The sequence below is a fragment of the Kitasatospora sp. NPDC088264 genome, assembly GCF_040685715.1.
Taxonomy (GTDB): domain Bacteria; phylum Actinomycetota; class Actinomycetes; order Streptomycetales; family Streptomycetaceae; genus Kitasatospora.
Genome location: NZ_JBFBIR010000006.1, coordinates 186,022 through 208,306, shown reverse-complemented (window position 1 = coordinate 208,306; position 22,285 = coordinate 186,022). Strand labels below are relative to the sequence as shown.

Sequence of the window (22,285 nt, the reverse complement as noted above, 5' to 3'; positions counted from 1 at the left end):
GGGGCGGGGGGGGGGGGGGGCGGGGCCCCCCCCCCCCGCGCCGGGTTCAGTTGGCCAGGCTGAAGTCGCCGCCGAGGGGTGCGGCGATCTTGTCGACGCCGGTCAGCGCGGTGAGCGAGGTGACGGGGGTGCTGCTGTCGGTGGTGGTGCCGTTGCCGAGTTGGCCGGAGCCGTTGTTGCCCCAGGAGCGGACGGTGTTGTCGCCGAGCAGGACGATGGTGTGTTCGCGGCCGCCGGCGATCAGTTGGATGCCGGTGAGGCCGGGGACCTGGACGGGGGTGATCCGGTAGTCGGTGGTGCCGTCGCCGATCTGGCCGGAGGTGTTCCGGCCCCAGGCCTTGAGCTTGTTGTCGCTGTCGGTGACGGCCAGGCTGTGGTGGGCTCCGGCCGCGATCCCGGAGACCCCTCCGAGCCAGCTGCCCTGGGTGTCGACCGGGGTGAAGCGGCTGATGGTGGTGTTGTCGCCGAGCTGGCCGGTGGCGTTGTAGCCCCACGCCTTCACCGCGTTGCCGCTGGTGGGCTTGGTGGAAGTGCTCGGCGGGCCGACCAGGGCCAGGTTGTGGTCGGCTCCGGCGGCGATCCGGGTCACACCGGTCAGGTTGTTCACCGGGGACGGTACGTTGCGGCTCGCCGAAGTGCCGTCCCCGAGCTGGCCGTTGATGTTGTAGCCCCAGGCCCACACGGTGCCGTCCTCGCGCAGCGCCAGACTGTGGTTGAGTCCGGCGGCGATCGCGATCACCTTGTTGAGTCCCTCGACCCGGACCGGGACGCTGCTGTCGGCGTTGGTGCCGTTGCCGAGCTGGCCGTAGTTGTTGCGCCCCCAGGCGACCACGGTCCGGTCGGCGAGCAGTGCCAGGCTGTGCACTCCGCCCGCGGCGACGTCGGTGGCATCGGAAAGATTGACGACCTGGCCGGGCGCGTTGTGGCTGAACACCGAGCCGTCGCCGAGCTGCCCCGACCCGTTGGCGCCCCACGTCTGCACCGTGCGGTCGGTCAGCAGGGCCAGCCCGAAACCTGCGGTGGGGCCACTTCCCCCGGCGGCGATCTTCACCACCTCGGCGCTCGTCAGCCCCAGCACGGTGGTGGCCGTCGTACGGATGTCCGTCCAGGTGCCGTCGCCGAGCTGACCCGCGCGGTTGTTGCCCCAGGACTTGAGCCGCTTCTCCTGCACTTCATCTCCTCATCGGGTGTGCTGTCACTCGGGAACGCGGCCTCGCCGGGCGCTGCCGCGGAGGCTGCCACGAGGACGCGGCGATGCCGCCTCCCGACAGACCGCTCCTGCCCGGCCCTCTCCGCGAGCTCTCGAACGCATCATCGGGGACGAGCGATCAGAACTCGGGGCCCCAATCTCGATCTTCACTCGAAAAGGTGACCTTCCGGTGTTTCCAGGCGCGCCGGGCCGTCTCGCACCGCGCACACCCGCCCCTTGGCGGCGCTCCTGACGTCAACACGACGGCCCGGCACCTCGTGGGTGCCGGGCCGTCGGGTGGGGTGTGGGGGCGCGGGTTACTTGGGCATCTCGTTCCAGAGCTGCTGGGCGCTCTTGCCGGTGAGCTGGACCCAGATCTGCTCGTTGTAGTTCGTGGTGTTCAGCAGGTGTGCCAGGTCGGGCTTGTTGTAGGCCTTCGAGACGTAGTCGATGAACCGGGCGGTGGCCTGGTAGCCGCTGTCGTAGTTGGAGTCCGGGCCGAAGTGCTGGGCGCCGGTGCCCGGCTGGAAGTTGTAGTCGCGCACCCAGTCCGCCAGGCCCTCGCCCAGCCACCACTTGCCGGAGAACGGGCTGTCCCAGACCGCGACGTGCACGGCCTCGTGCACCAGGAAGCCGGTGTCACCCTGGTTGCCGCGGGTGTAACCGATGTTGACGTGGACCTCCTTGACGCCGCTGCTGGGGTTCACCGTGGTGAACGCGGGGTAGTCGGTCAGCTTCGGGTCAAAGATGATCTTGAAGTAGCTGGGGGCGGCGAAGGCTCCCTTGGTGATCAGGTTGGAGATCGTCGGGTAGTAGTCCGCGACGGTCCTCTTCTGCTGCTCCAGCCACGGCCCGAGGTCCGGGGCCTGCGAGTAGTCGAGGTCGATGGTCGGGCGGCCGGCGGTCGGCGGGGTGGTGGCGCCGTTGCGGTCGAGGTTCCAGGACTGCGCCGGGTCCCCCGCGTTGCAGGCGGCCACCTTGGCGTTCAGGTCCGCGCCACGGGCGAGGCAGAGGTTGCTGTCCGAGACGCTGTGCAGCAGCCAGGCCCGGCCGTTGCCCATCGAGGTGTTCTCCAGCCACCACTTCTGATTGTCCGCGCCGACGTAGTTCCAGGCACCGACGGTGTTCTTGCCCCGGTCCCGGTCGACGGCGTTGTTGGTGCCGGGCACCTTGACCGACCAGGCGCCGTTGCCCTCGTCCCTGACCGTCCAGACCTGCTGGGCGGAGGACTCGTTCCAGTCGCGGACCACCACGGTGGAGGCGTTGTTGCGGCTGTCCCACTGGAGGGCGCCGCCCGCGTAGCTGGAGATGCGGTAGTCGGCGCCGCTGGACGGGAGCGACTCAGCCGCACTGGCGGTCCCAGCGCCGAAGGCCATCCCGGACACGACGGTCGCGGCGGACAGGACGACGGCGGCGGCCGTACGACGGGTGATCATCTCGGGGTTCTCCTCTCGGGCGGTTCCCCCCTGGAACCGGCCTGCGGTCATGCCACCGGGCCCCGGTAGACGCGGCGTCAACGCTCCCGTCAACGGGTGCGTTGACAGGCCGTCGGTCCGGTGGTGTTCACCCGAAGGTCCAGGCCTTCTGCCAGGCGGCTCCTCACTCGCGGATGCCCGCGCTCTCGACCGCACGCCGCCGGGTCGCCCGCCGCCGGTGTCGCCCGACAGCGACAGCGGCGCTGTCACGCGGTGACATGCCGCGCACTGACCGTCGGATCCGTGCCAGGCCCGGCCAACGCGAGCCCCCGAGGGGCAACGCGACTCGCCGGAAGTCGGGTGCCTTTCGTCCTCGGACTCTGGCACGCTCGGTGTGGCGAGGTCGAGTCGAGTGGTCGTCCCATCACCGATGTTCCGTACGAGGAGGCATAGTTGACGCTGAGGAAGAAAGGGTCGCGCCTGATCACCATCGACGAGGTGGTGTACCGGTGGCGGGTACACGGTGGTGTCCGCTGCTGCATCGCGTGCGCATGGGGCCGGTCCGGTTTCGCGGTCCAGCGGGTCGACCAGATGGGCCCGGTGCTTCTGGCAGCCACGTCAGCGTTCCCCGTCGTGCCGTCCATCGTCGAGGCGGGAGTGCGCACCGCGCTCGATCAAGGATGGCAATCTACCGGGGCAGGGCCCGCTTTCCGCCTGCGGGAGCTGGTTTAGAGCGGAGGCGAAGGCCGCGGTCTGCGGCATCGGATCGGCCACCGGCAGGTCGACACGACTCCGTGTAGAGCGACGCGCTCGACCACCCGACCAGGAGCGGCGCAGCCGGGAGCGGCTGCCGACCGGACGGCGACGGCGCCTGCTCCACCCGCCTGTCCGTGATCGGGTCCGATGGCAGGAGCCCCTGATAGAGCACCTCAAGGGGTGGCAGCCTCGATGGCAGAATGACGGAATGGTGACGAATCAGCCGTGGGCAGGGCTTCATGCTGACCTGCTGGCGGCGAAGGCCTTGGTGTACGACCCGAGCGGTTTGGCCTGTTCGCCTCCGGTGGCCGAACCGGAGAGCACCGAATACGCGGCTTGCCGGTTCACGATCGACGGCCGCTCGGTCCGGTTCCGCGCGGCCAAAACCACCCCGACGAAGGCGGGCCAGTTCGTCACCGTGTGGCTGCGATCCGAAGAGGGACCGATCCGGCCCTTCGACACCGACGACGGGGTGGACCTCTTCGTCATCAGCTGCCGCGACGACAACGGCTTCGGGCAGTTCGTCTTCCCGTCCGAGGTGCTGTGCGAGCGCGACATCGTCTCCCGCAACGGCTCCGGCGGGAAACGAGGGTTCCGCGTCTACCCGCCATGGGTGACCACGACCAACCGGCAAGCGCGCAGCACGCAGGCCTGGCAGGTGAACCACTTCTTCCACATCGGCCAGAACGGGCCCGCCGACCTGGCGTACGCCCGCGCCCTCCACCACCCGTAGCCGCCCCCGTGCGCCGGCTCGGCTGTCGGGATGACATCCGGGCGCGGCCCACCCGGAGCGGCGGTCCGCGCTCTGGTACGACGGGGCTGATGTCCGCGCCGGCGGTGCGTCCCCCGTCCGCCGGCCGTCCCGGAGGAGAGATCGCCGTGCCCGTGCCCACCACCTTCGACCACCAGGCGAAGAACTACAGCGTCCCGCACGCCTACTGGCTGGCGAAGGCGTCCGAACTCGCCTACCAGGACGAGGCCACCATCGAACAGCAGGCCCGCGACTGGGGCTTCGACCGGGTGCGTCACCACCAGACCCGGTTCACTCCGCCCTTCCCGCTGGAGGACACCCAGGGCTACACCATGGCCAGCGACCACATGGTCGTCACGGCGTTCCGCGGCACCCAACCGATCGAGATCCGCGACTGGCTCTCCGACTCCTCCACGCCGCCCTGGCCCGGCCCCGCCCGCACCGGCTACGTCCACTACGGCTTCGCCGAAGCGCTGGAGTCGGTCTTCCCGGACGTCCGGGACGCCCACGCCCAGCTGCGCACCAACGGCCAGACCGTGTGGTTCACCGGCCACAGCCTCGGCGGAGCCCTGGCGATGCTGGCCGGCGCCCGGTTGTACCTGGAGGACCCGCGCCTCCAGGCCGACGGCATCATCACGTTCGGGCAGCCCCGCACCTGTGACCGGCTGCTCGCCGCCGCCTGCAACGAGGGCTTCAAGGGACGCCTGTACCGGTTCGTCAACAACAACGACATCGTGCCCCAGCTGCCGCCGGAGCCGGCCTACACCCACGTCGAGGCGCTGAAGTACATCGACTCCTCGGGCCGGCTCCACGACTCCATGGGCCTGGTCGCCGGGCTCGCCGACCGCGCCAAGGGCCTGACCGCCGACGCGTTCGCTCCGGCCACGGCCGGTGTGCGCGACCACGCGATGAAGCGCTACCTCGCGGCCCTGGAACAGAACCTCGCCTGACGGAGTCAGGCCCTGCGGGCGGGACGGGCGCCGGTGGGTCCACGGCCGGCAGGCCGGGCCCGGCGAGCGGAACCGGGCCGAGGGCCGAGTGAACCGATGGTACGAACAGCCTCCCCCCGGTAGCGATGCGCACACGACCGTGTGTGGATGGTGACGGGCCGCCACACCACGGCCGTCCGATCCACCCTCACCATTCGCACCTCGAAGGGTTCCACCCATGCGTACCGCGCACCGCATCCTGGCCGTCTCCGTCCTCAGCCTCCCGCTCGTCATCGGCGCGGCGACCACCGCCTCCGCCGCCGAGACCGACAACATCCCCACCGTCAACTTCGACAGCGGCGCGTTCGCCGTCGGCCCGAACGGCAGCGCCCTTCAGGTCACCGACGCCCAGTTCGGCCCCTGTGGCTCCTCCTTCCTCACCGGCGCCGTCGTGGTCGGCCCTGGCGGCGTCGCGGGCAGCGCCACCGAGACCGGCATCAGCACCGGCGGGCAGGGCTGACCCCACCCGCACCCGCGCCACGGCTGCCCCGGGAGCACCCCGCCCCGGGGCAGCCGCCCGTCCGAAACCGGACGGGGCCAGGACAAAACGCCCTACCCGGCCCGCGGGAGGACACCCGCCCCCTGCCGGACGGCACCGCCAACGCCACGATCACCGGCGTCAGCGGCGCCGCCGTCCTCACCGAAGCCACCGGGGGACCGGGCGCCGGAGGGCACGGCAGCCGGCGCGCGCAGTGTCCATCCGGCATCTGGTGCGTGGTCACCGGACGGCCCAGGCCAGGCAGGCGGGCTGGTGCCAGGTCGTCCGGACCACCTGGCCGCCGGGCAGCCTGTGCTCGCTGTTCCAGGTCCGGCAGCACCCGGCGGCAGGTCGACGCGGCCCGGACGGCACCGCGGGACCGGCGGCCTGGCGGACGGGCACGGGCGCGAAGGCCGGCTTGCCAGGGCGGCCCCGGCGGCGCCTGGTGGAGGAAGTCGTCATGCCCGCCGTTCTGCCACCCCCGGCCCCCCTCCAACCTCGCCTCACCCGAACGGATGAGCAGCCCGGGCCGGCTGCGGAACGCTGACGCGGCAGCAGGAAGCGGTGACCGGCGGACCTGGGCGAGGGCGTCGAGCAGGGGCCTGCCGGGGGGCTTGCCGCCGGTGCGGCCCGTCTACAGGTCCCGCACGGGGATCAGGATCATCTGGGCTGCTGGTCGACCTCGGCCACTGGCGGGGCATCGGACCCGTCGCGGGTTCACAGCTGGTACCGCAGCGAGATATACGCGCCAGGGCCATCCGTTCATCGTTTGTCTACCACCCACTGTCAACGTGCCCCGGTACAGCTGTGAAGTTTCAAGGAGTTTCTCAATGGCACACCCGGGCACGGCCGCCTCACCGACCGAACGGCGAATACCGTGGCGACCACAATGGGCGTACACGGCGGTCGTACCGCTGTTCGCCCTGCTGGCGGGGCTCATCGGCGCGTTCCCGATACCCGCGCACGCGGTGGGCCCCGTCGCTCCGCCGCAGGCCGTACCGGCGACCGTTCAGGAACACTCGGCCGCGACCTACAACAATCGGTACGGCACCAGATGGCGGGGGGAGATCTTCGATCTCGCCCAACGTGTTGACATTCTCGCGCTGCAGGAAATCCGGGACGCGGAACCGGACGATCCGGACATCGTGCCCGAAGCGTCGATCAACACGAACGGTTTCGAGGTCCAGAGGTACCGATGGGAGGTGTTTCCCGCCTGGACAGGCGGCACTCGCACCATCTACCGGGTCAGGACAGCCACCCGTGAAGAACGCTCGCTGGCCCTCGTGGTGCCCCGGAGCATCGACAACGCTGCGGCGCCCGTGGTGAGGGTCATCCCGCCTCAGCCGGAGAACAACGGCCAGGTGGCTAACGATGCCAAGCCCATCCTGGGCGTCAAGCTCGCGGACGGCACGTGGTACTACTCCATGCACGCCACCAACAGGGCAGCAGGCTTCCATGAGCGGAACAACGTGCCGGCCGCCATCCAGGCGGTCACGGCGACGGGCGACGCGAACTGGGCCCTGATGGGCGACTTCAACCGCGAGCCCGGGTCGCTGTCGATGGCGCAGGTGTTCGGCGACGGCCGTCGGCTCGTCAGCTCCGGCATGATGACCTACTCCAGGAACCGCCCGACCTCCGAATACGACTACATGATCGCCCGGGGGCTGCCGGCCGACCACCAGTACACGGCACGTCGCCTCGGCTACGTGGAGGAATCGGACCACTTCCCGGTGATGTTCAGCAAGGACCCGCTGCGTCGCAAGGACGAGACCTGTCGGCCGAACGTCCCGTCCCCGCCCCGAGCAGCGGCCGCGTCCATGATCTCCCTCGCGGCGGCCGGCGTCCCCGCTGACGTCCCGGTCGACGTCCCGGCCGACAGCGCGCCGCCGACGGCCTCCGCTTCCACCGCCACAGCCCGGGAGCCGCAGCACGGGAAGGTCTCCGTCCTGACCTCCGGAGCCGCCGGCCTGGTCGCCGACGTGCCGGACGCCTCGCCCGCTCCGGGCAGCCCGGTACGGGCCGCCGCCCCCGACTGCTCCGCCGGGCAGAGCTGGGCGACCTGGCAGAAGGCGGACGACACCTGGGTGATCGAGACCGGCCGGACCAACGGCACCACCCCGGCCGGACAGGGCAGCGTGCTCAGCGTCCCCGCGTACGGTGACCGGCTGGCCGTGCGGCCGATCGAGAACGACGCGACGAACGGAAAGCCCGACGGCAGCCCCGGCCAGCGCTGGCGCTTCGTCGCCGACGGCGCGGGCGGCTACCGCATCACCACGGCCACCGACGGCCGTTGCCTCACCCTGGACGGCACCGCGCTGACGGTGGCGCCGTGCGACGGCTCCGACCGGCAGGGCTGGCACCTGTCCGTGCCGTGCTCCGGCGCCGGCCACACCGTCCCCGGCTTCCCCGACCTGCCGTGGCCGACCGTCGCGGACCGCCCCGAGGTGACCTGGCCGTCGCTGCCAGGGCACCCGGCGATCCCGTGGCCGTCCGTCCCGGGCTTCCCGGGCGTCCCGATGCCCGGCCACCCCGACCTGCCCGAGCTGCGCTGGCCCGGCTTCCCCACTCTGCCCACCACGGCGTGGCCCGCCGTCTCCGGCCACCCCGAGGCGACCTGGCCGGCCGTCCCCGGCTCCCCGACCGTCCCGTGGCCCGCCATGCCGGGCCACCCCGGCGTCCCGTGGCCGGTGCTGCCGCTGCCCGGCAACGGCAACGACGACGGCAGGGCCCTGATCCCCGGGCTGCCGAGCGCCACCGACCCGGCGATCCCGGGGCACCCGGACCTGGCCTGGCCCACCGTGCCGGGATTCCCGCAGGTGAAGTGGCCCTCGGTGCCCGGCTCCCCGAACGTGCCGTGGCCGGGCCACCCCGACCTGCCGGACGCGCCGGGGACGGACGGGCCCTCGCTTCCGGACGTCACCTGGCCGACGCTCCCGAGCATCCCGCTCTGGCGCTGGCCGTCCGTCCCCGGGTTCCCCACCGTCCCGTGGCCCTCCCTGCCGGGGCTGCCGGACGTCCCGTGGCCCACGACCACCGGCTTCCCGAACGACCCCGCCGCCTGGTCGAACCCGCCCAAGTCGCCGGAGGAGCCTCCCAAGTGCAAGCGGAAGGACCAGCCGGACGGCAACACCCCTGGCGGTGACAACGGTTCCACCGGCGGCCGTCCGCCGGTGCCCGCGCCTCCGGGGATCTCGCTGCCCGGGTTCCCCGTTCTGCCCATGTTTCCGCCGATCTTCGGCGGCCCGTCGACTCCCAGCGGCCCCAACAACGGCACTGGCCCCGACGGCGGCACTGGCAACGACGCCGGGACCGGCGCATACCTCCAGCCGGGCACCGGGGACACCCTCGTGCCCGACGTCCGCGGCTCCAGCACCGTGGCGGGCAACGCCGTCCAGGCCTACGAGCCGAACGGCACGGACGCGCAGAAGTGGGTGTTCTGGGACCGCGGCAACGGGAACTGGGCGATCGAGACCCGGCTCACCTACAACCGCGCCTCCGCCGCCGAGCGCATGCTGCTGGCCCACGACACCGGCCGGCACGAGAGCGTGCTCGCACCGGCCGCCGCGGACGGGCAGCCCGGCCAGCTGTGGCAGTTCAGGGACGCCGGGGGCGGCTGGACGAACGTCGTCAGCGCGGCCGGCGGCTGCCTGACCCAGCGCGGCGCGCACGAGGTACTGGCCGTCCGCGACTGCGACGGCAGCGCGCAGCAGAAGTGGAAGCTCTCCGGCACCGTGCCGACGACCGGGGGCGGCAACGGCAACAACGGCGGCAGCACGGGCGGTGGCGGCACCGGCGGCCAGCCGCCGCTGGGCGCCGGTGGTGCGCAGCCCGTACACAACCGGACGGTGGTACTGCAGTCGGGCAACGGCGGCCTGCTCGCGGACCTCGACGGCGCCAACACCGCCGCCGGGACCCGCATCAAGGCGCAGGGCCGCAACGGCAACGACGCGCAGAAGTGGACGCTGTGGCAGAAGCCGGACAGCCGGTGGCTGATCGAGACGAAGCTCGGCGGCGGCATGGTGATGGACCACAACCCCACCACCCACCGCACCCATCTCATCGGTGCGCAGGAGGGCAACGCCAACCAGCTGTGGCGGTTCACCGACGCCGGGGGCGGCTGGTTCACGGTCGTCAGCGCCGCCGGCAACGGCTGCCTCACGGCGGCGGCCGACGGTGCGGAGCTGGCGATCCTCGGCTGTGACGGCACCAACGCCCAGAAGTGGCGCCTGACCGAGGCCGTCGACAACCCGTCGACCGGCGGTGGCACCGGTGGCACCAGCGGTGACGGTGGCGGTGGCGGTGGCGGGAACTCCGGCGGCGCGGCCGCGGTGCCGGTCTACTCGGCGCTGCCGTCCAAGTGCCTGGACGTCACCGCCGGCAACACCGCGAACAACACCCCGATCGACCTCTACGACTGCAACAACACCGCCTCCCAGCAGTGGACCCCGACCGCGACCAGCGGCGGGCTCGTCCTGAAGGCGTTCGGCAAGTGCCTGGACGTCGCCGCCGGCAACACCGCCGGCGGCACCCGGGTGGGTCTGTACGACTGCAACGCCAGCGCGGCGCAGAACTGGCGCCAGGGCGCGGACTCCTCCCTGGTCAACCCGAACTCGGGCAAGTGCCTGGACGTCGTGGGGGGCAACTCCGCGAACGGCACCGCACTGCAGATCTGGGACTGCAACGCCAGCGACGCGCAGCGCTGGGGCCTGGGCACCGTCCCGCCGCGCGCCCCGCAGCGGCCCGCGCAGCAGCCCGGCACCACCCCGGTGGTGAGCCCCGGCGTCGGTTCGTCGCAGGTCGCCACCCTGCGCTCGGCGAACAACACCATGGTCGCGGACCTCGACGGCGCGAACACCGCCTCCGGCACCTCGATCAAGGCGCTCGGCTCGAACGGCAACGACGCGCAGCGCTGGGCGTTCTGGCCCACCGCGAACGGGCGCTGGATCATCGAGACGCTGCTGACCGACGGCAAGGCCGCCGCCGGCCAGGGCATGGTCATGGACCACGACCCGGGCACCCACCGCGCCCACCTGATCCGGACGATGGACGGCAACGCCAACCAGCACTGGGCCTTCCACGACGCCGGAGGCGGCTGGTTCTGGATCACCAGCGACACCGACAGCGGCTGCCTGACCGCCAACAACGCCGGTGAGCAGCTGGGCATCTGGGCCTGCGACGGCTCGGACCGCCAGCGCTGGCGGCTCGACAACATCCAGAACGGGCCCACCCCTGGCGGCGGCTCCGGCGGAGGCGGCGCCGGTGGGAACACCGGCGGCTCGTCCGGCGGTGGCGGTGGGAACAACGGCGGGAACAACGGCGGCTCGACGGGCGGAGGTTCGACCGGCGGCGGGAACGCCGGCAGCGGGGGAACCCCGCAGGCGCCCGGGGGCAGCGGGGTGCGCCACGGCGTCACCACCGTCCTGCGCTCCGGCAACAACGGCCTGGTCGCGGACCTCGACGGCGCCAACACCGCCGGCGGCACCCGGATCAAGGCCCTGGGCGGCAACGGCAGCGCCGCACAGCAGTGGATGCTGTGGCAGAAGCCCAACAACCAGTGGCTGATCGAGACGAAGTTCGCCGGGGCGATGGTGATGGACCACAACCCCAGCACCCACCGCACCCACCTCACCAGCGCCCAGGAGGGCAACGCCAACCAGCTCTGGCGCTTCCAGGAGAGCCAGAACTTGCCCGGCTGGTACCGGATCATCTCCGCGGCCGACAACGGTTGCCTCACCGCCGTCAACAGCAGCGAGGACCTCGCCGTCTGGGCCTGCACCTCCTCCACCGCCCAGTGGTGGAAGCTCGACGACTCAGCGGTCACCGGAGGTGGCGGTGGGAACACCGGCGGTGGGAACACCGGCGGCGGTGGTGGTACCGGCGGAGGCGGCGGGAACACCGGCGGCGGTGGCGGAGGAAGGGACCCGCGCTTCCCGGACAGCATCCAGCTCCCCCCGGTCTGCAACGGGCGGCAGTCCTCCGACTCGTGGATGTGGCACGGGGACACCCTGTGCCCAGGGCAGAGCCTGGAGTCCTCGGCGGCGGAGCAATCCACCCGGCTCGTCATGCAGCAGGACGGCAACCTCGTCGCCTACTACACGCAGGGCGACGCCATCGGCGACCACACCTGGCCCGTATGGGAGTCGAAGACCGTGGGCTGCGGGGCCAAGGCCGTCATGCAGGACGACGGGAACCTCGTCGTCACCGCCGCCGACGGGCGGGTCTGCTGGGCCTCGGGAACCAATGGCCGCAATGGCGCCTGGCTGATGGTCAGCCCCCTGGGCGACGTCCAGATCCTGCAGGCCGGCGACGCCACCGGCGCCGCCATCGACGGGGCCCGCGCGGTGGCCGCCGCAGGAAAGGGCGACTTCCTGGAGGCCTTCATCTACGCGCTCCAGGCGATCATCAAGGGCGTCCCGAAGGTGCAGTGGCAGACGAACACCGGACACCCGCGCCTGGTGCCGCCCAAGTGCGTCGTGACAGGAGGCCGGGTCATCCCCTGCACCTGACCTTCCTCCCACGGGCGGCCCGCGTGCGCCCGGCACCCGCCGGGTGCGTCCGGACTCGCCGGCCTCTCGGAAGCCGGCCCGGTGGCCTCCACCCCGCTCTCGGGGTGGAGGCCACCGCCATGTGCCCATCGCCACGTGCCCACCGCCATGTGCCCATCGCCGACGGCCTCGCCGGCCCGCTCCCGGAGGGGGCGTGGTCGGAGGCGCGGTTCAGCGGATCGGGGCGGCCCGCAGGGGGAAGTGGCAGGCGGCCAGGTGGTCGTCGGGGCCGAAGGCGGTGAGCTGTGGCTCGACCTCCGCGCAGATCTGCTGCGCCGCCGCGCAGCGGGTGCGGAAGCGGCAGCCGGACGGCGGGTCGATCGCGGACGGGAGTTCCCCGGCGACGCCCCGGCTGCTCTTGGCCTTCTCCACCACCGGGTCGGCCACCGGGATGGTGTCCAGCAGGCCGCGGGTGTAGTGGTGCACCGGGCGGGCGTACACCGACGGCGCGGGGCCGATCTCCACCAGTTTGCCCAGGTACATCACGCCGATCCGGTCGGACAGGTACCGGACCACGGACAGGTCGTGCGAGATGAACAGGTACGACAGTCCGAGTTCGCCCTGAAGGTCGCTCATCAGGTTGAGCACCTGCGACTGGATCGACACGTCCAGGGCCGAGACGGGCTCGTCCGCGACGATGAGCTTGGGGCGCAGGGCCAGCGCGCGGGCCAGTCCGATGCGCTGGCGCTGGCCGCCGGAGAACTCGTGCGGGTAGCGGTCCAGGGCGGTGAGCGGCAGGCCGACCAGGTCGAAGATCTGCCTGATCCGCCGGTCGCGCTCGGCCTGGCCGTCGACCCGGTGGATGTCCAGCGGCTCGCGCATGATCGATTGGACGGGCATCCGGGGGTTCATCGCCGCGTAGGAGTCCTGGAACATGAGCTGGACGTCCCGGCGCAGTCGGCGCCGCTCGGCCCGTGGCACCAGGGCCAGGTCCCGGCCCTCGAACACCAGGCTGCCGCTGGTGGGCCGCTCCAGGCCGACGATGAGCTTGCCGACGGTGGTCTTGCCGCAGCCGGACTCGCCGACCAGGCCGAGCGTCTCTCCCCGGCGGACCGTCAGGGAGATGTCGGCCACGGCGCTGACCGCGCCGACGGCCCGGCGCAGGATCAGGCCGCTGGTCACCGCGTACTGCTTGACCAGGTTGTCGATGCGCAGCAGCGGTTCGGCCGGCGCGTCGTCGGGCACCGCGGGGGCCCGTACCGCCGGGGCCCGTACCGGCGTCGCCGGGGGCGGTGCCACGGCGGTGGGGCGGCCGCCCGGCTCGGCCTCGCCGACCGGGAAGTAGCAGGCGTAGCGGTGTTCCGGGGCCTCCCCGGACAGCGGCGGCTCCTGCGCGTGGCACCGCTCGGTGGCGTAGCGGCAGCGTGCGGCGAACCGGCAGCCGGGCGGCGGGGTGGTCAGGTCCGGCGGCAGGCCGGGGATCGAGTAGAGCCGGCCGCCGGACTCGGCGAAACGTTCCGGCAGCGATTCGAACAGTGCCTCGGTGTACGGGTGGCGGGGGTTGGTGTAGAGCTCCTCGGTGCCGGTGGTCTCGACGACCTTCCCGGCGTACATGACGGCGATCCGGTCGGCCCGTCCGGCGATGACGCCGAGGTCGTGGGTGACCAGGATGACGGCCATGCCGAGCTGCTGCTTGAGGTGGTCGATGAGTTCGAGGATCTGCTTCTGGACGGTGACGTCGAGGGCGGTGGTCGGCTCGTCGGCGATGAGCAGCTTGGGCTCGTTGGCCAGGGCCATGGCGATCATGGCCCGTTGGCGCATCCCGCCGGACAGTTCGTGCGGGTAGACCAGGGCCCGCTGGGCCGGGCTGGGCATCCCCACCAGGGACAGCACCTCGACGGCGCGCTCGTGCGCCTCCTTCCGGGAGGCCCGGCGGTGGATGCGCACGGACTCGGAGATCTGCCGGCCGATGGTCATCGTCGGGTTGAGCGAGGTGGTCGGGTCCTGGAAGATCATCCCGATGTCGTTGCCGCGCACCCGGTCCATCTTCTCGGGGCCGAGCGCGAGCAGATCGCGGCCGTCGAGCAGGACCCGGCCGTCGACGACGCTGCCGCCGTTCGGCAGCAGCTGCATGATCGACATGGCGGTCATGGTCTTGCCGCAGCCCGACTCCCCGACGATGCCGAGGGTCTCGCCGACGTCCACCGCGAGGTCGACGCCGTCCAGGGCGTGCACCACCGAGCGCTTCAGCCGGATCTCGGTGCGCAGGCCGGTCACTTCGAGGAGCGCCACTGCTGATCCTCCGTCGGGTTCACCGCTTCTGCAGCCGGGTTTCGAAGGCGTCGCGCAGGGCGTCGCCGATCACGTTGAAGCACAGGATGATCAGGATGATCACGGCGGCGGGCGGATAGATCATCCACCAGCAGCCCTGGCCGGCGAAGGTGGTGCCGACGTCGAGCATGCCGCCCAGGTCGTTGTTGGGGGCCTGGAGGCCCAGGCCGATGTAGCTGAGCGTGGACAGGGCGAAGACCGCGTCGGCGATCGAGAACGTGGTGTTGACGATCGTGGTCCCGATGGTGTTGGGCAGGATGTGCTTCAGCACGATCCGCCGGCCGCCCGCGCCCATCATCCGGGACGCGGCCACGTACTCGCGGACCTTGATGGCCAGGGCCTCGCCGCGGACCAGGCGGGTGATGCCGAACCAGGAGGTCAGGCCGACCTCCAGGATCAGCATGGCCTTGCTCTTCCCGTAGACGCTGCTGAGGTAGATCAGCAGGAAGATCAGCGGGAAGGACATGAAGGAGTCGATCACCCGCATCATCAACGCGTCGATCCAGCCGCCGAGATAGCCCGCGACCGCGCCGTACAGCGCGCCGAGGACGGCGGCGATCAGACCGGCGGCGAGGCCGATCTCCAGGCTGGTCTGCCCGCCGACCATCACCTTGCCGAGCTCGTCGATGCCGTCGTTGTCCGTGCCGAGCGGGTGCCCGGCGCCCGGCGGCAGGGTGACGGCGGAGAGGTTCACCACCGAGGTGTCGGCGTGGTAGAACAGCGGGCCGAGGAAGCAGAAGGCGATGATCGAGACCAGGACGGCGACGGCGACCAGGGCCAGCCTGTTCTCGGCGAAGACCTCCGCGCCGCGCCGGAGCATCGAGCGGGGCCGCCCGGCCGGCTCCCCGCCCGGGGCGGAGGCGGGCCGACCTTCCGTGGTACCGGGTGTCAGGGCCATCAGGTGAGCCTCACTCGTGGGTCCAGCACGGCGTAGCCGAGGTCGGCCAGCAGCGAGCCGACCACGGTGGTCACCGCGGTGAGCAGGGTGGCCGCCAGGGTGATGCCGTAGTCGTTCTGCAGCGCGGCACGGGTGGTCAGCAGGCCGATGCCCTGGATGTTGAAGACGTACTCGACGATCAGCGCGCCGCCGACCAGCGCGGGCAACGAGAGACCGACCAGGGTGACCATCGGGATCAGGGCGTTGCGCAGCACGTGGCCGTACAGGGTGCGGCGCCGGGAGGCGCCCTTGGCCTGGGCGGACCGCACGTAGTCCTGGGTGATCTGGTCCAGCACCCCGGAGCGCATGTAGCGGCTGTAGCCGGCCACGGTGGTGACGGTCAGGGTCAGGACGGGCAGGCAGACGGCCCCGGGGTGGGTGAGCGCGTCGCCGAAGGTGGCCACCTGGTCCTGCACCGAGACCCAGTGCAGATCGTCCTCGAACCACTGCTGGATCAGGAAGCCGATGAAGAACGTCGGCACGCCGTAGGCGACGAAGGAGAACACCGTGAAGGCGTGGTCCAGCACGCTGTTGCGGCGGGTGGCCTGGAGCAGGCCCGCCGGCACCGCGATCAGCAGCGCGAGCAGCAGCGAGGCGCCGACGATGTAGGCGGAGGCGCCGAGGGCGTTGAACAGCAGGTCGGAGATCGGGCGCTGCTGGATGTAGTCGAAGCCCAGGTTGCCGTGCAGCAGGCCGTCCAGCCAGGTCCAGTACTGCACGTAGACGGGGCGGTCCAGACCCATCTGCTGGGTCAGGTGGGCGATGTTGGCCGGGGTGGCGTGGGAGCCGAGGATCGCCCGGACCGGGCCGCCCGGCATGAGCTGCATCAGGCCGAAGGAGATGACGGTGACCATCAGCACCGTCAGGAGGGCCTGGAACAGCCGTCGGATCAGGTAGGCCGTCACCGCCGCCCCCCGAGGGGGGCAGCGGCGACGCCGTTACGGATGGCCGTCATTTCGTGTAGTACCAGTACTCCGGCTCGTAGCCCTGGAAGGGGTCACCGGCGTCGAGGTGCAGCTTCTTGGTGACCTCGCTGATCGCGAGCGTGTTGGGGGTGTAGATGACCGGCTGGTCGCCCGCGATGTAGTCCTCGTAGGCGTACAGGTCGTTGACGTCGCTGCCGGTGGTGGTCTTGACGATCAGCTGGTCCAGCTTCGGGTCGGAGAAGCTCCAGACGTTCGGCCCGGCTCCGGTGGCGAACAGCGCGTCGCCGGTCGGGTAGTAGTCGGGGGCGTAGACCCAGCCGCCGTAGAGCAGGCCCTGCCACTGGCAGCCGGCCGGCTGGTCGGCGCCGCAGGCCACGCCCTCGTTGCCGATGGTGTTCTGGGTCTGGCTGACCATGGTGATGCCGATGCCCGCCTTGGCCGCGTCCGAGCGCATGTCCGCCGCCATGGTGTCCAGCGCGGCCTGGCCGGAGGGGTAGTCGAGCGTGAACGCGGCCTTGGTGCCCGCCGCGATACCGGCGCCGCACTGGTTCGGGCCGGTGCCCGGGTCGGTGCAGGTGGCCGGGACGCTGTCGGTGTTCCAGCCGTGGCTGCTCAGCAGCTGTTTGGCGGCCGCCGGGTCGTAGGTGGCGCGCTCGGACTGGCTCTTGGGGGAGAGCGGGTTGCCGGCCGGGAGGCTGGGCACGGCGCCGGTGCTCGGGTAGCCCCAGCCCTTCCAGATGCCGTTGATGATGCCCTGCTGGTCCACGGTGTCCTGGACGGCCTTGGTGAAGTAGGGCTGCTTGAACAGCGGCCCTACGGCCGGGTTGGCGAAGTTGATCTGGTAGTACGAGATCTCGTCCAGGTAGGTCGGGGCCGGGATGTAGTAGCCCGCGCCGCTCAACGGGTTGCCCGCGTCCGGGTTCTTGGCGTTGAAGGTCGGGGAGTTCTCGGCCGGCAGGTAGCCGACGTCGATGGCGTTGGCGCCGCCGCTGCCGGCCTTCAGGTCCGCGTACTCCGTGGTGGCCGAGGTGTACGGGACGAAGTCCACCTCGTCGAGGTGCGGCTTCTGCGGGCCCGAGTAGGCGGGGTTCGGCACGATCCCGTACGCGCCGGAGGTGCCGTTGTAGTTCTTGAGCTTCCACGGGCCGTCGACCACCGACCACAGCGGGCTGCCCGCGAAGTCGCCGCCCTTGGTCGACTGCGCGCTGAGGTAGGCGTAGTCGGCCGCGCAGTCCTTCGCTGCGGCGTCCGAACCGAACGCGTCGCTCGCGCAACTGCCCTTCTGCCCCTGGCCGGTGAGGTCCCAGGCGAGCGGCATCGGCGTGATCTGGCTGAGCTCGTCGTCGGTGAACCAGGTCTGGTTGACCGGGGTGTTGAGGGTCAGCGTCAGGGTCTGTCCCGAGGCGGTCGCCGAAGCCACGTTGTCCGGGAAGTACTTGGCGCCGATCGCCGGGTTCGGCGGGGTGTAGTAGCCGCTGTTGGACGACTCGGCCTTGGCCATGTTGATCCAGAACAGCACGTCCTGGGCGTTGACGTCCTCACCGTTGGACCACTTCCACGGCTTGACCTGGAGGGTGACGGTCCTGCCGTCCGCGCTCCAGGTGGGCGCCTCGCCGAGGGAAACCTCCGGGTCGAGGGCGACCTTGTCGTTCAGGCCCCAGTAGTACAGGGGGCGGTAGAACAGCTCCTGGAACTGGCTGGTGTTCACCGTGGTGACCTGGGCCGGGGAGTCGAACGGCCAGATGGCGTCCGGGAAGGTGGAGGGCGCCTCGGCGACCCGCACCACACCTCCCTGCACCGCCGCTCCGGCCGGCCCCGGGTTGCCGCTGCCGCCGCCCCCACCGCCGCCACTGCAGGCCGCGGCGGTTGCCACGACCGTGACCAGCGCCACCACCTGCGCGAATCTGCGCGCTCCTGCGGACTTCGTCATCCTTGACTTGCCCCTCTCCCCCACGTGAACACCACGAGTTCTTTCCTTGCGCGACCTGACGGTTCGCCGACGCGGGCATGGCGATGCCGTGGCCGGGCAAGGTGAGCGGCTTTCCCGACGGCGGGAAGGCACCGGCGTCCGTGGGCTTCAGCCGCTTGCCGCGTGCTGGCCCTGCCCCGTCCGGTGCTACCAGTTAGACCGATTTTTCGAACAGAGAGAAGCCTTGGGGACGACTCGTGTTCGTCAAGTTTCCATCAAGGAAAGGATCTTGAGGACACGCATGGTTCTCGCACCGGGACCGGCCGGAGTTCTTACACGCCTTTGCCGTCGCTCTGCCGAACCGCTGACCGGCACCCGGCAGGGTCGTGCCCACACCGACCGCAGAACGTACGGAGGGCACCACGATGACGACGAACACGGCGACGAACACGGCGGCAGGGACGACCGGTACGGCGACGGACGCGACCGCGAGCCGGGCGAAGGAGCCGGCCCGCCGGGGCGGGCTGGCCGCCGCCGCGCTGGCGGTGCTGGCGGCGGTGCTTCCGGTCACCACCGCCTCGCCCGCGCAGGCCGCCCCCACCGGGGCGGCGGGCCGGCCCGCGTGGTGCCCTACCGTCCCCGGGCACCAGGTCGACTGCACGACCATGCGCCGCCCGCTGGTGGCGGACGAGCCGCGCCTGGGCGGCATCGGCGTGAGCTACGCGGTGGTGCGCCACAGCCGCCCCGGCCCGGCCCGGGGCACCATCGCGTTCAACCCCGGCGGCCCCGGCGAGACCCTCATCGACCGCGCCGACCAGGTGGCCGGGGCACTGCAGGGGGTGCTGGACGACTACGACCTGCTCCTGCTGGACCCGCGCGGCACCGGCCGCTCCGGCCGGCTCCCCTGCGACGTCACCGAGGCCGACTACCGCTTCGCCCCGCGCCCCGCCCAGCGCGAGCTCGTCGCCGACTGCGCCGAGGAACTCGGCCCGCGCGCCCGCGGCTACACCAGCGCCGCCACCGCCGACGACCTCGATGCCGCCCGCGCGCGCCTGGGCGCCCCGAAGCTGGTCCTGTACGGCCTGTCGTACGGCACCTACCTGATGCCGGTCTACGCCGACCGCCACCCCCAGCGGGTCGAGTCGATGGTGCTGTCCGGCGCCTACCCGCTCGCCTTCGACTCCCTGGCCCGGCCCGGCGCCCAGCAGGTCTCCCTGACGCTGCGCCGGATCTGCGAGCGCAGCGGGGCCTGCGACCCGGAAGGCGCCGTCCGCGACCTCGCCGCCACCACCGAGCGGCTGCGCACCCACCCGCTGGTGCTGACCGCCTCCCTCGGCGGCAGGCCGCGCACCGTGGTCTTCAGCGAGGACAAGCTCGCCGACCTGATGTACGAACCCGCCACCCGAGGCATCGGCCTGCACCCCGAGGAGCCCGGTCTGCTCGGCGCGCTGCCGGCCGCCCTGCACGCCCTCGCCGCGGGCGACGAGGGGCCGCTGGCCGCCCTGGTGCGCGCCGAGGTCGAGCACACCGGCACCGAGGACCAGGCCTCCTTCCTGGCCGTCACCTGCAACGACTACGCCCGTGCGTGGGACCCGGCCGCCCCGCCCGCCGAGCGCCGCCGCCAGTACCGGGCCGCGCTGGCCGCCGCCGACCCGGCCGACTTCGGGGCGTTCAGCGTCAAGGGCTGGACCGAGGGGCAGACCGACGGCGGCGACAACTGCCTGTCCTGGCCGCGCCGCGGCACCGCCAACCCGCAGCCGACCGACCTGAAGAACGTGCCCGACGTGCCCGTCCTGGTGCTCTCCGGGGACCTCGACACCAACACCCCCGAGGCCAACTCCCGCCTCTCCGCAGCCCAGTTCCGCCGCAGCGCCTTCGTCTCCGTGCCCAACAGCGGGCACGTCCCGGAGATGGAGTCCACCGGCTGCGCGGTGGACATCTCCACCCACTTCATCCGCACCGGCGCGGTCGGCGACACCTCCTGCCTCGCGCACATCCCCCCGGTCCCCGTCGTCCCGGTCCCCCGCTGACCCTCTGACCGGCCGCCCTCGACCACCCCCCGACCGGCATGACCACGCCCGCCACCAGCGAAGATGACACCATGACAGATCCCACCGCCGCCCGGCGCACCGTCCTGGTCGTCGAGGACGACCCCGGCGTCCGCAACACCCTCGACCACCTGCTGCGCTTCGAGGGCTACCGGGTACTCACCACCGCCGACGGACAGGAGGCCCTGGAGCTCCTGGAGCACCGGCGCCCCGACCTCGCCGTGGTGGACGTGGTCATGCCCCGCCTCGACGGCCTCGCGCTGTGCCGGATGCTGCGCCGGCGCGGCGACCGCCTGCCCGTCCTGGTCCTCACCGCCCGCCACCAGCTCGGCGACCGGGTCGCCGGGCTCGACGCCGGCGCCGACGACTACCTGGCCAAGCCCTTCGCCACCGAGGAACTCCTGGCCCGTATACGCGCCCTGCTGCGCCGCACCGAGCCGCTCGGCGGCGAGAGCGCCGAACTCGGCCTCGACGACCTCGCCCTGGACCCCGGCGCCCGCCAGGCCCACCGCGGCGGGCGCCGGCTCGACCTGACCAAGACCGAGTTCGACCTGCTGGAACTGCTCCTGCGCAACCAGGGCACCGTCCTGACCCGCCACCAGATCTACGAACGCATCTGGGGCTACGACTTCGACACCGACTCGCGCTCGCTCGACGTCTACGTCGGCTACCTGCGCCGCAAGACCGAAGACGGCGGCGCGCCCCGGCTGATCCACACCGTGCGCAACGTCGGCTACACCGCCAGGACCGCCTGATGCTGCGCACCAGGATCGGCCTCGTGGTCCTCGCCTCCGTCCTGCTGGCCATCGCCGTGCCCGTCACCGCCGCCTACCGCGGCGTCAGCACCCTGGTCGCCGACCAGCTCGACCGGAGCCTGGAGGACCGGGCCCACACCGTGCTCGCCGCCCTGGACCTCGACCGCTCCCCGCCCGCACGGCCCGACACCGTCGAACAGCTGCTGCTCCCCGACGGCACCACCCGGCCGCTGGGGGCCCCGGGCGGCCCGGCGCTGCCCGTCTCGGCCCGGGCCCGGGAGGTGGCCCGTACCGCACAGGGCGCCCACCAGGAGGACGCCACCGTCGACGGCACCCCCTACGGCATCCTCACCAAGGCCCGCCCCGACGGGCAGGGCGCGGTGATGGTCGGCCAGACCTACGCCGGGGCGCAGACCGTCGACGACGCGTTCCTGCGCCGCATCACCTGGACCAGCGCCGCGGCCGCGGCCGCCTCCGCGCTGCTCAGCTGGCTCGTCCTCGGCCGGATCCTGCGCCCGGTGCGACGCCTGGCCCGCGCCGCCGAACACATCACCACCACCCGCGACCTGACCACCCCGCTGCCCGCCGCCGGGCGCGACGAAGTCGGCCGCCTCACCCGCGCCTTCGAGGCGATGGTCGGCGCCCTGCGCCGCTCCCGCGACCAGCAGCAGCGCCTGGTCCAGGACGCCAGCCACGAGCTGCGCACCCCGCTGACCTCGGTACGCGGCTGCGCCGAACTCCTCCAGCGCGCCCGCGGCCGGCTCGCCCCCGCGGACGAGGAACAGATCCTCGCCACCCTGGTCACCGAAACCGTCGCACTCGACGAACTCGTGCGCGAACTGGTCGAGTTGGCCACCGACCAGCAGACCGTGGAGGACCCGGAGCCGGTGGACCTGACGGCCGCCGCCGAGGACAGCGCCCGGCGCTTCCGGCGCCGCACCGGCCGCGAGATCACCGTCACCGCCGAACGGCCCGTGCCGGTACGGGCCCGCCCGCGCGCGCTGCAGCGCTGCGTGGACAACCTGGTCGGCAACGCCGTCAAGTTCAGCCCGGACGGCACCCCAGTGGAGGTCCACGTCACCGGCACCCGGCTGGCCGTGCGCGACCACGGGCCCGGCATCGCCCCCGGCGACCGGCAGGCCGTCTTCGAGCGCTTCTACCGCGCCGCCGGCACCCAGTCGACCCCGGGCTCGGGGCTGGGCCTGGCCATCGTCCACGACCTCGTCGCCGCCGACCACGGCACCGTCTTCGCCACCGCCGCCCCCTCCGGCGGCGCCGAGGTCGGCTTCCACCTGCCACCCGCACCGGAGGGCTGA

The 22,285-nt window shown here is 72.1% G+C and carries 15 protein-coding genes; 8 read left to right on the top strand and 7 right to left on the bottom strand.

Going from position 1 to position 22,285, the window contains the following annotated elements:
* Positions 1-46: 46 nt before the first annotated feature.
* Together AB0O82_RS07930 and AB0O82_RS07925 are read right to left on the bottom strand one after the other, a co-directional pair.
* Entirely contained in the window at positions 47-1,171 is a 1,125-nt protein-coding gene (locus AB0O82_RS07930) for a hypothetical protein (protein ID WP_363581303.1), read from the bottom strand.
* A 335-nt stretch (positions 1,172-1,506) separates the two neighbouring features.
* Complete coding sequence (locus tag AB0O82_RS07925; protein ID WP_363581301.1) at positions 1,507-2,625, bottom strand: basic secretory protein-like protein; 1,119 nt, start codon at positions 2,623-2,625, stop codon at positions 1,507-1,509.
* Positions 2,626-3,057: 432 nt separating this feature from the next.
* Between AB0O82_RS07925 and AB0O82_RS07920 the strand changes: the two genes are divergently transcribed.
* The 4 genes from AB0O82_RS07920 (at position 3,058) to AB0O82_RS07905 (ending at position 5,560) form a co-directional block, all read left to right on the top strand.
* Positions 3,058-3,336, top strand: coding sequence for a hypothetical protein (locus AB0O82_RS07920; RefSeq protein WP_363581299.1), 279 nt, complete (start codon positions 3,058-3,060; stop codon positions 3,334-3,336).
* A gap of 232 nt (positions 3,337-3,568) precedes the next feature.
* Positions 3,569-4,093, top strand: coding sequence for a MepB family protein (locus tag AB0O82_RS07915; protein WP_363581297.1), 525 nt, complete (start codon positions 3,569-3,571; stop codon positions 4,091-4,093).
* A gap of 146 nt (positions 4,094-4,239) precedes the next feature.
* Positions 4,240-5,061, top strand: coding sequence for a lipase family protein (locus AB0O82_RS07910; protein WP_363581295.1), 822 nt, complete (start codon positions 4,240-4,242; stop codon positions 5,059-5,061).
* Between the two features lie 217 nt (positions 5,062-5,278).
* Positions 5,279-5,560: a hypothetical protein gene (locus AB0O82_RS07905; protein WP_363581293.1), complete on the top strand. Its 282-nt coding sequence runs from the start codon at positions 5,279-5,281 to the stop codon at positions 5,558-5,560.
* A gap of 258 nt (positions 5,561-5,818) precedes the next feature.
* Here AB0O82_RS07905 and AB0O82_RS07900 read toward each other — a convergent pair whose 3' ends face one another.
* Positions 5,819-6,040, bottom strand: coding sequence for a hypothetical protein (locus AB0O82_RS07900; protein WP_363581291.1), 222 nt, complete (start codon positions 6,038-6,040; stop codon positions 5,819-5,821).
* Between the two features lie 899 nt (positions 6,041-6,939).
* Here AB0O82_RS07900 and AB0O82_RS07895 point away from each other — a divergent pair.
* Positions 6,940-12,084 (top strand): RICIN domain-containing protein, encoded by a 5,145-nt coding sequence (locus AB0O82_RS07895; RefSeq protein ID WP_363581289.1) that lies wholly within the window; start codon positions 6,940-6,942, stop codon positions 12,082-12,084.
* A gap of 210 nt (positions 12,085-12,294) precedes the next feature.
* Here the strand turns inward: AB0O82_RS07895 and AB0O82_RS07890 are convergent, their stop codons facing one another.
* From AB0O82_RS07890 to AB0O82_RS07875, 4 genes are read right to left on the bottom strand one after another with little or no spacing between them, the layout of a single operon-like run.
* Complete coding sequence (locus AB0O82_RS07890) at positions 12,295-14,355, bottom strand: ABC transporter ATP-binding protein (protein WP_363581287.1); 2,061 nt, start codon at positions 14,353-14,355, stop codon at positions 12,295-12,297.
* 19 nt (positions 14,356-14,374) lie between these two features.
* A complete protein-coding gene (locus tag AB0O82_RS07885) occupies positions 14,375-15,292 on the bottom strand; it encodes an ABC transporter permease (protein ID WP_363581285.1) in 918 nt (305 codons plus the stop codon).
* Positions 15,292-16,236, bottom strand: coding sequence for an ABC transporter permease (locus AB0O82_RS07880; protein WP_363581283.1), 945 nt, complete (start codon positions 16,234-16,236; stop codon positions 15,292-15,294). The genes AB0O82_RS07885 and AB0O82_RS07880 overlap by 1 nt, the downstream gene beginning before the upstream one ends.
* A gap of 46 nt (positions 16,237-16,282) precedes the next feature.
* Entirely contained in the window at positions 16,283-18,187 is a 1,905-nt protein-coding gene (locus AB0O82_RS07875; protein ID WP_363581281.1) for an ABC transporter substrate-binding protein, read from the bottom strand.
* A gap of 404 nt (positions 18,188-18,591) precedes the next feature.
* On the opposite strand from AB0O82_RS07875, the gene AB0O82_RS07870 reads away from it, so the two are divergent.
* From AB0O82_RS07870 to AB0O82_RS07860, 3 genes are all read left to right on the top strand, one after another.
* Positions 18,592-20,196 (top strand): alpha/beta hydrolase, encoded by a 1,605-nt coding sequence (locus AB0O82_RS07870; RefSeq protein ID WP_363581279.1) that lies wholly within the window; start codon positions 18,592-18,594, stop codon positions 20,194-20,196.
* A 71-nt stretch (positions 20,197-20,267) separates the two neighbouring features.
* Positions 20,268-20,969 (top strand): response regulator transcription factor, encoded by a 702-nt coding sequence (locus AB0O82_RS07865; RefSeq protein WP_363581277.1) that lies wholly within the window; start codon positions 20,268-20,270, stop codon positions 20,967-20,969.
* Positions 20,969-22,285: a HAMP domain-containing sensor histidine kinase gene (locus AB0O82_RS07860; protein WP_363581275.1), complete on the top strand. Its 1,317-nt coding sequence runs from the start codon at positions 20,969-20,971 to the stop codon at positions 22,283-22,285. The genes AB0O82_RS07865 and AB0O82_RS07860 overlap by 1 nt, the downstream gene beginning before the upstream one ends.

Coding starts and splice junctions, on each gene's coding strand:
- AB0O82_RS07860 (WP_363581275.1), top strand. CDS start 20,969: ATGCTGCGCACCAGGATCGGCCTCGTGGTCCTCGCCTCCGTCCTGCTG.
- AB0O82_RS07875 (WP_363581281.1), bottom strand. CDS start 18,187: ATGACGAAGTCCGCAGGAGCGCGCAGATTCGCGCAGGTGGTGGCGCTG.
- AB0O82_RS07925 (WP_363581301.1), bottom strand. CDS start 2,625: ATGATCACCCGTCGTACGGCCGCCGCCGTCGTCCTGTCCGCCGCGACC.
- AB0O82_RS07870 (WP_363581279.1), top strand. CDS start 18,592: ATGACGACGAACACGGCGACGAACACGGCGGCAGGGACGACCGGTACG.
- AB0O82_RS07900 (WP_363581291.1), bottom strand. CDS start 6,040: ATGACGACTTCCTCCACCAGGCGCCGCCGGGGCCGCCCTGGCAAGCCG.
- AB0O82_RS07865 (WP_363581277.1), top strand. CDS start 20,268: ATGACAGATCCCACCGCCGCCCGGCGCACCGTCCTGGTCGTCGAGGAC.
- AB0O82_RS07885 (WP_363581285.1), bottom strand. CDS start 15,292: ATGGCCCTGACACCCGGTACCACGGAAGGTCGGCCCGCCTCCGCCCCG.
- AB0O82_RS07915 (WP_363581297.1), top strand. CDS start 3,569: ATGGTGACGAATCAGCCGTGGGCAGGGCTTCATGCTGACCTGCTGGCG.
- AB0O82_RS07905 (WP_363581293.1), top strand. CDS start 5,279: ATGCGTACCGCGCACCGCATCCTGGCCGTCTCCGTCCTCAGCCTCCCG.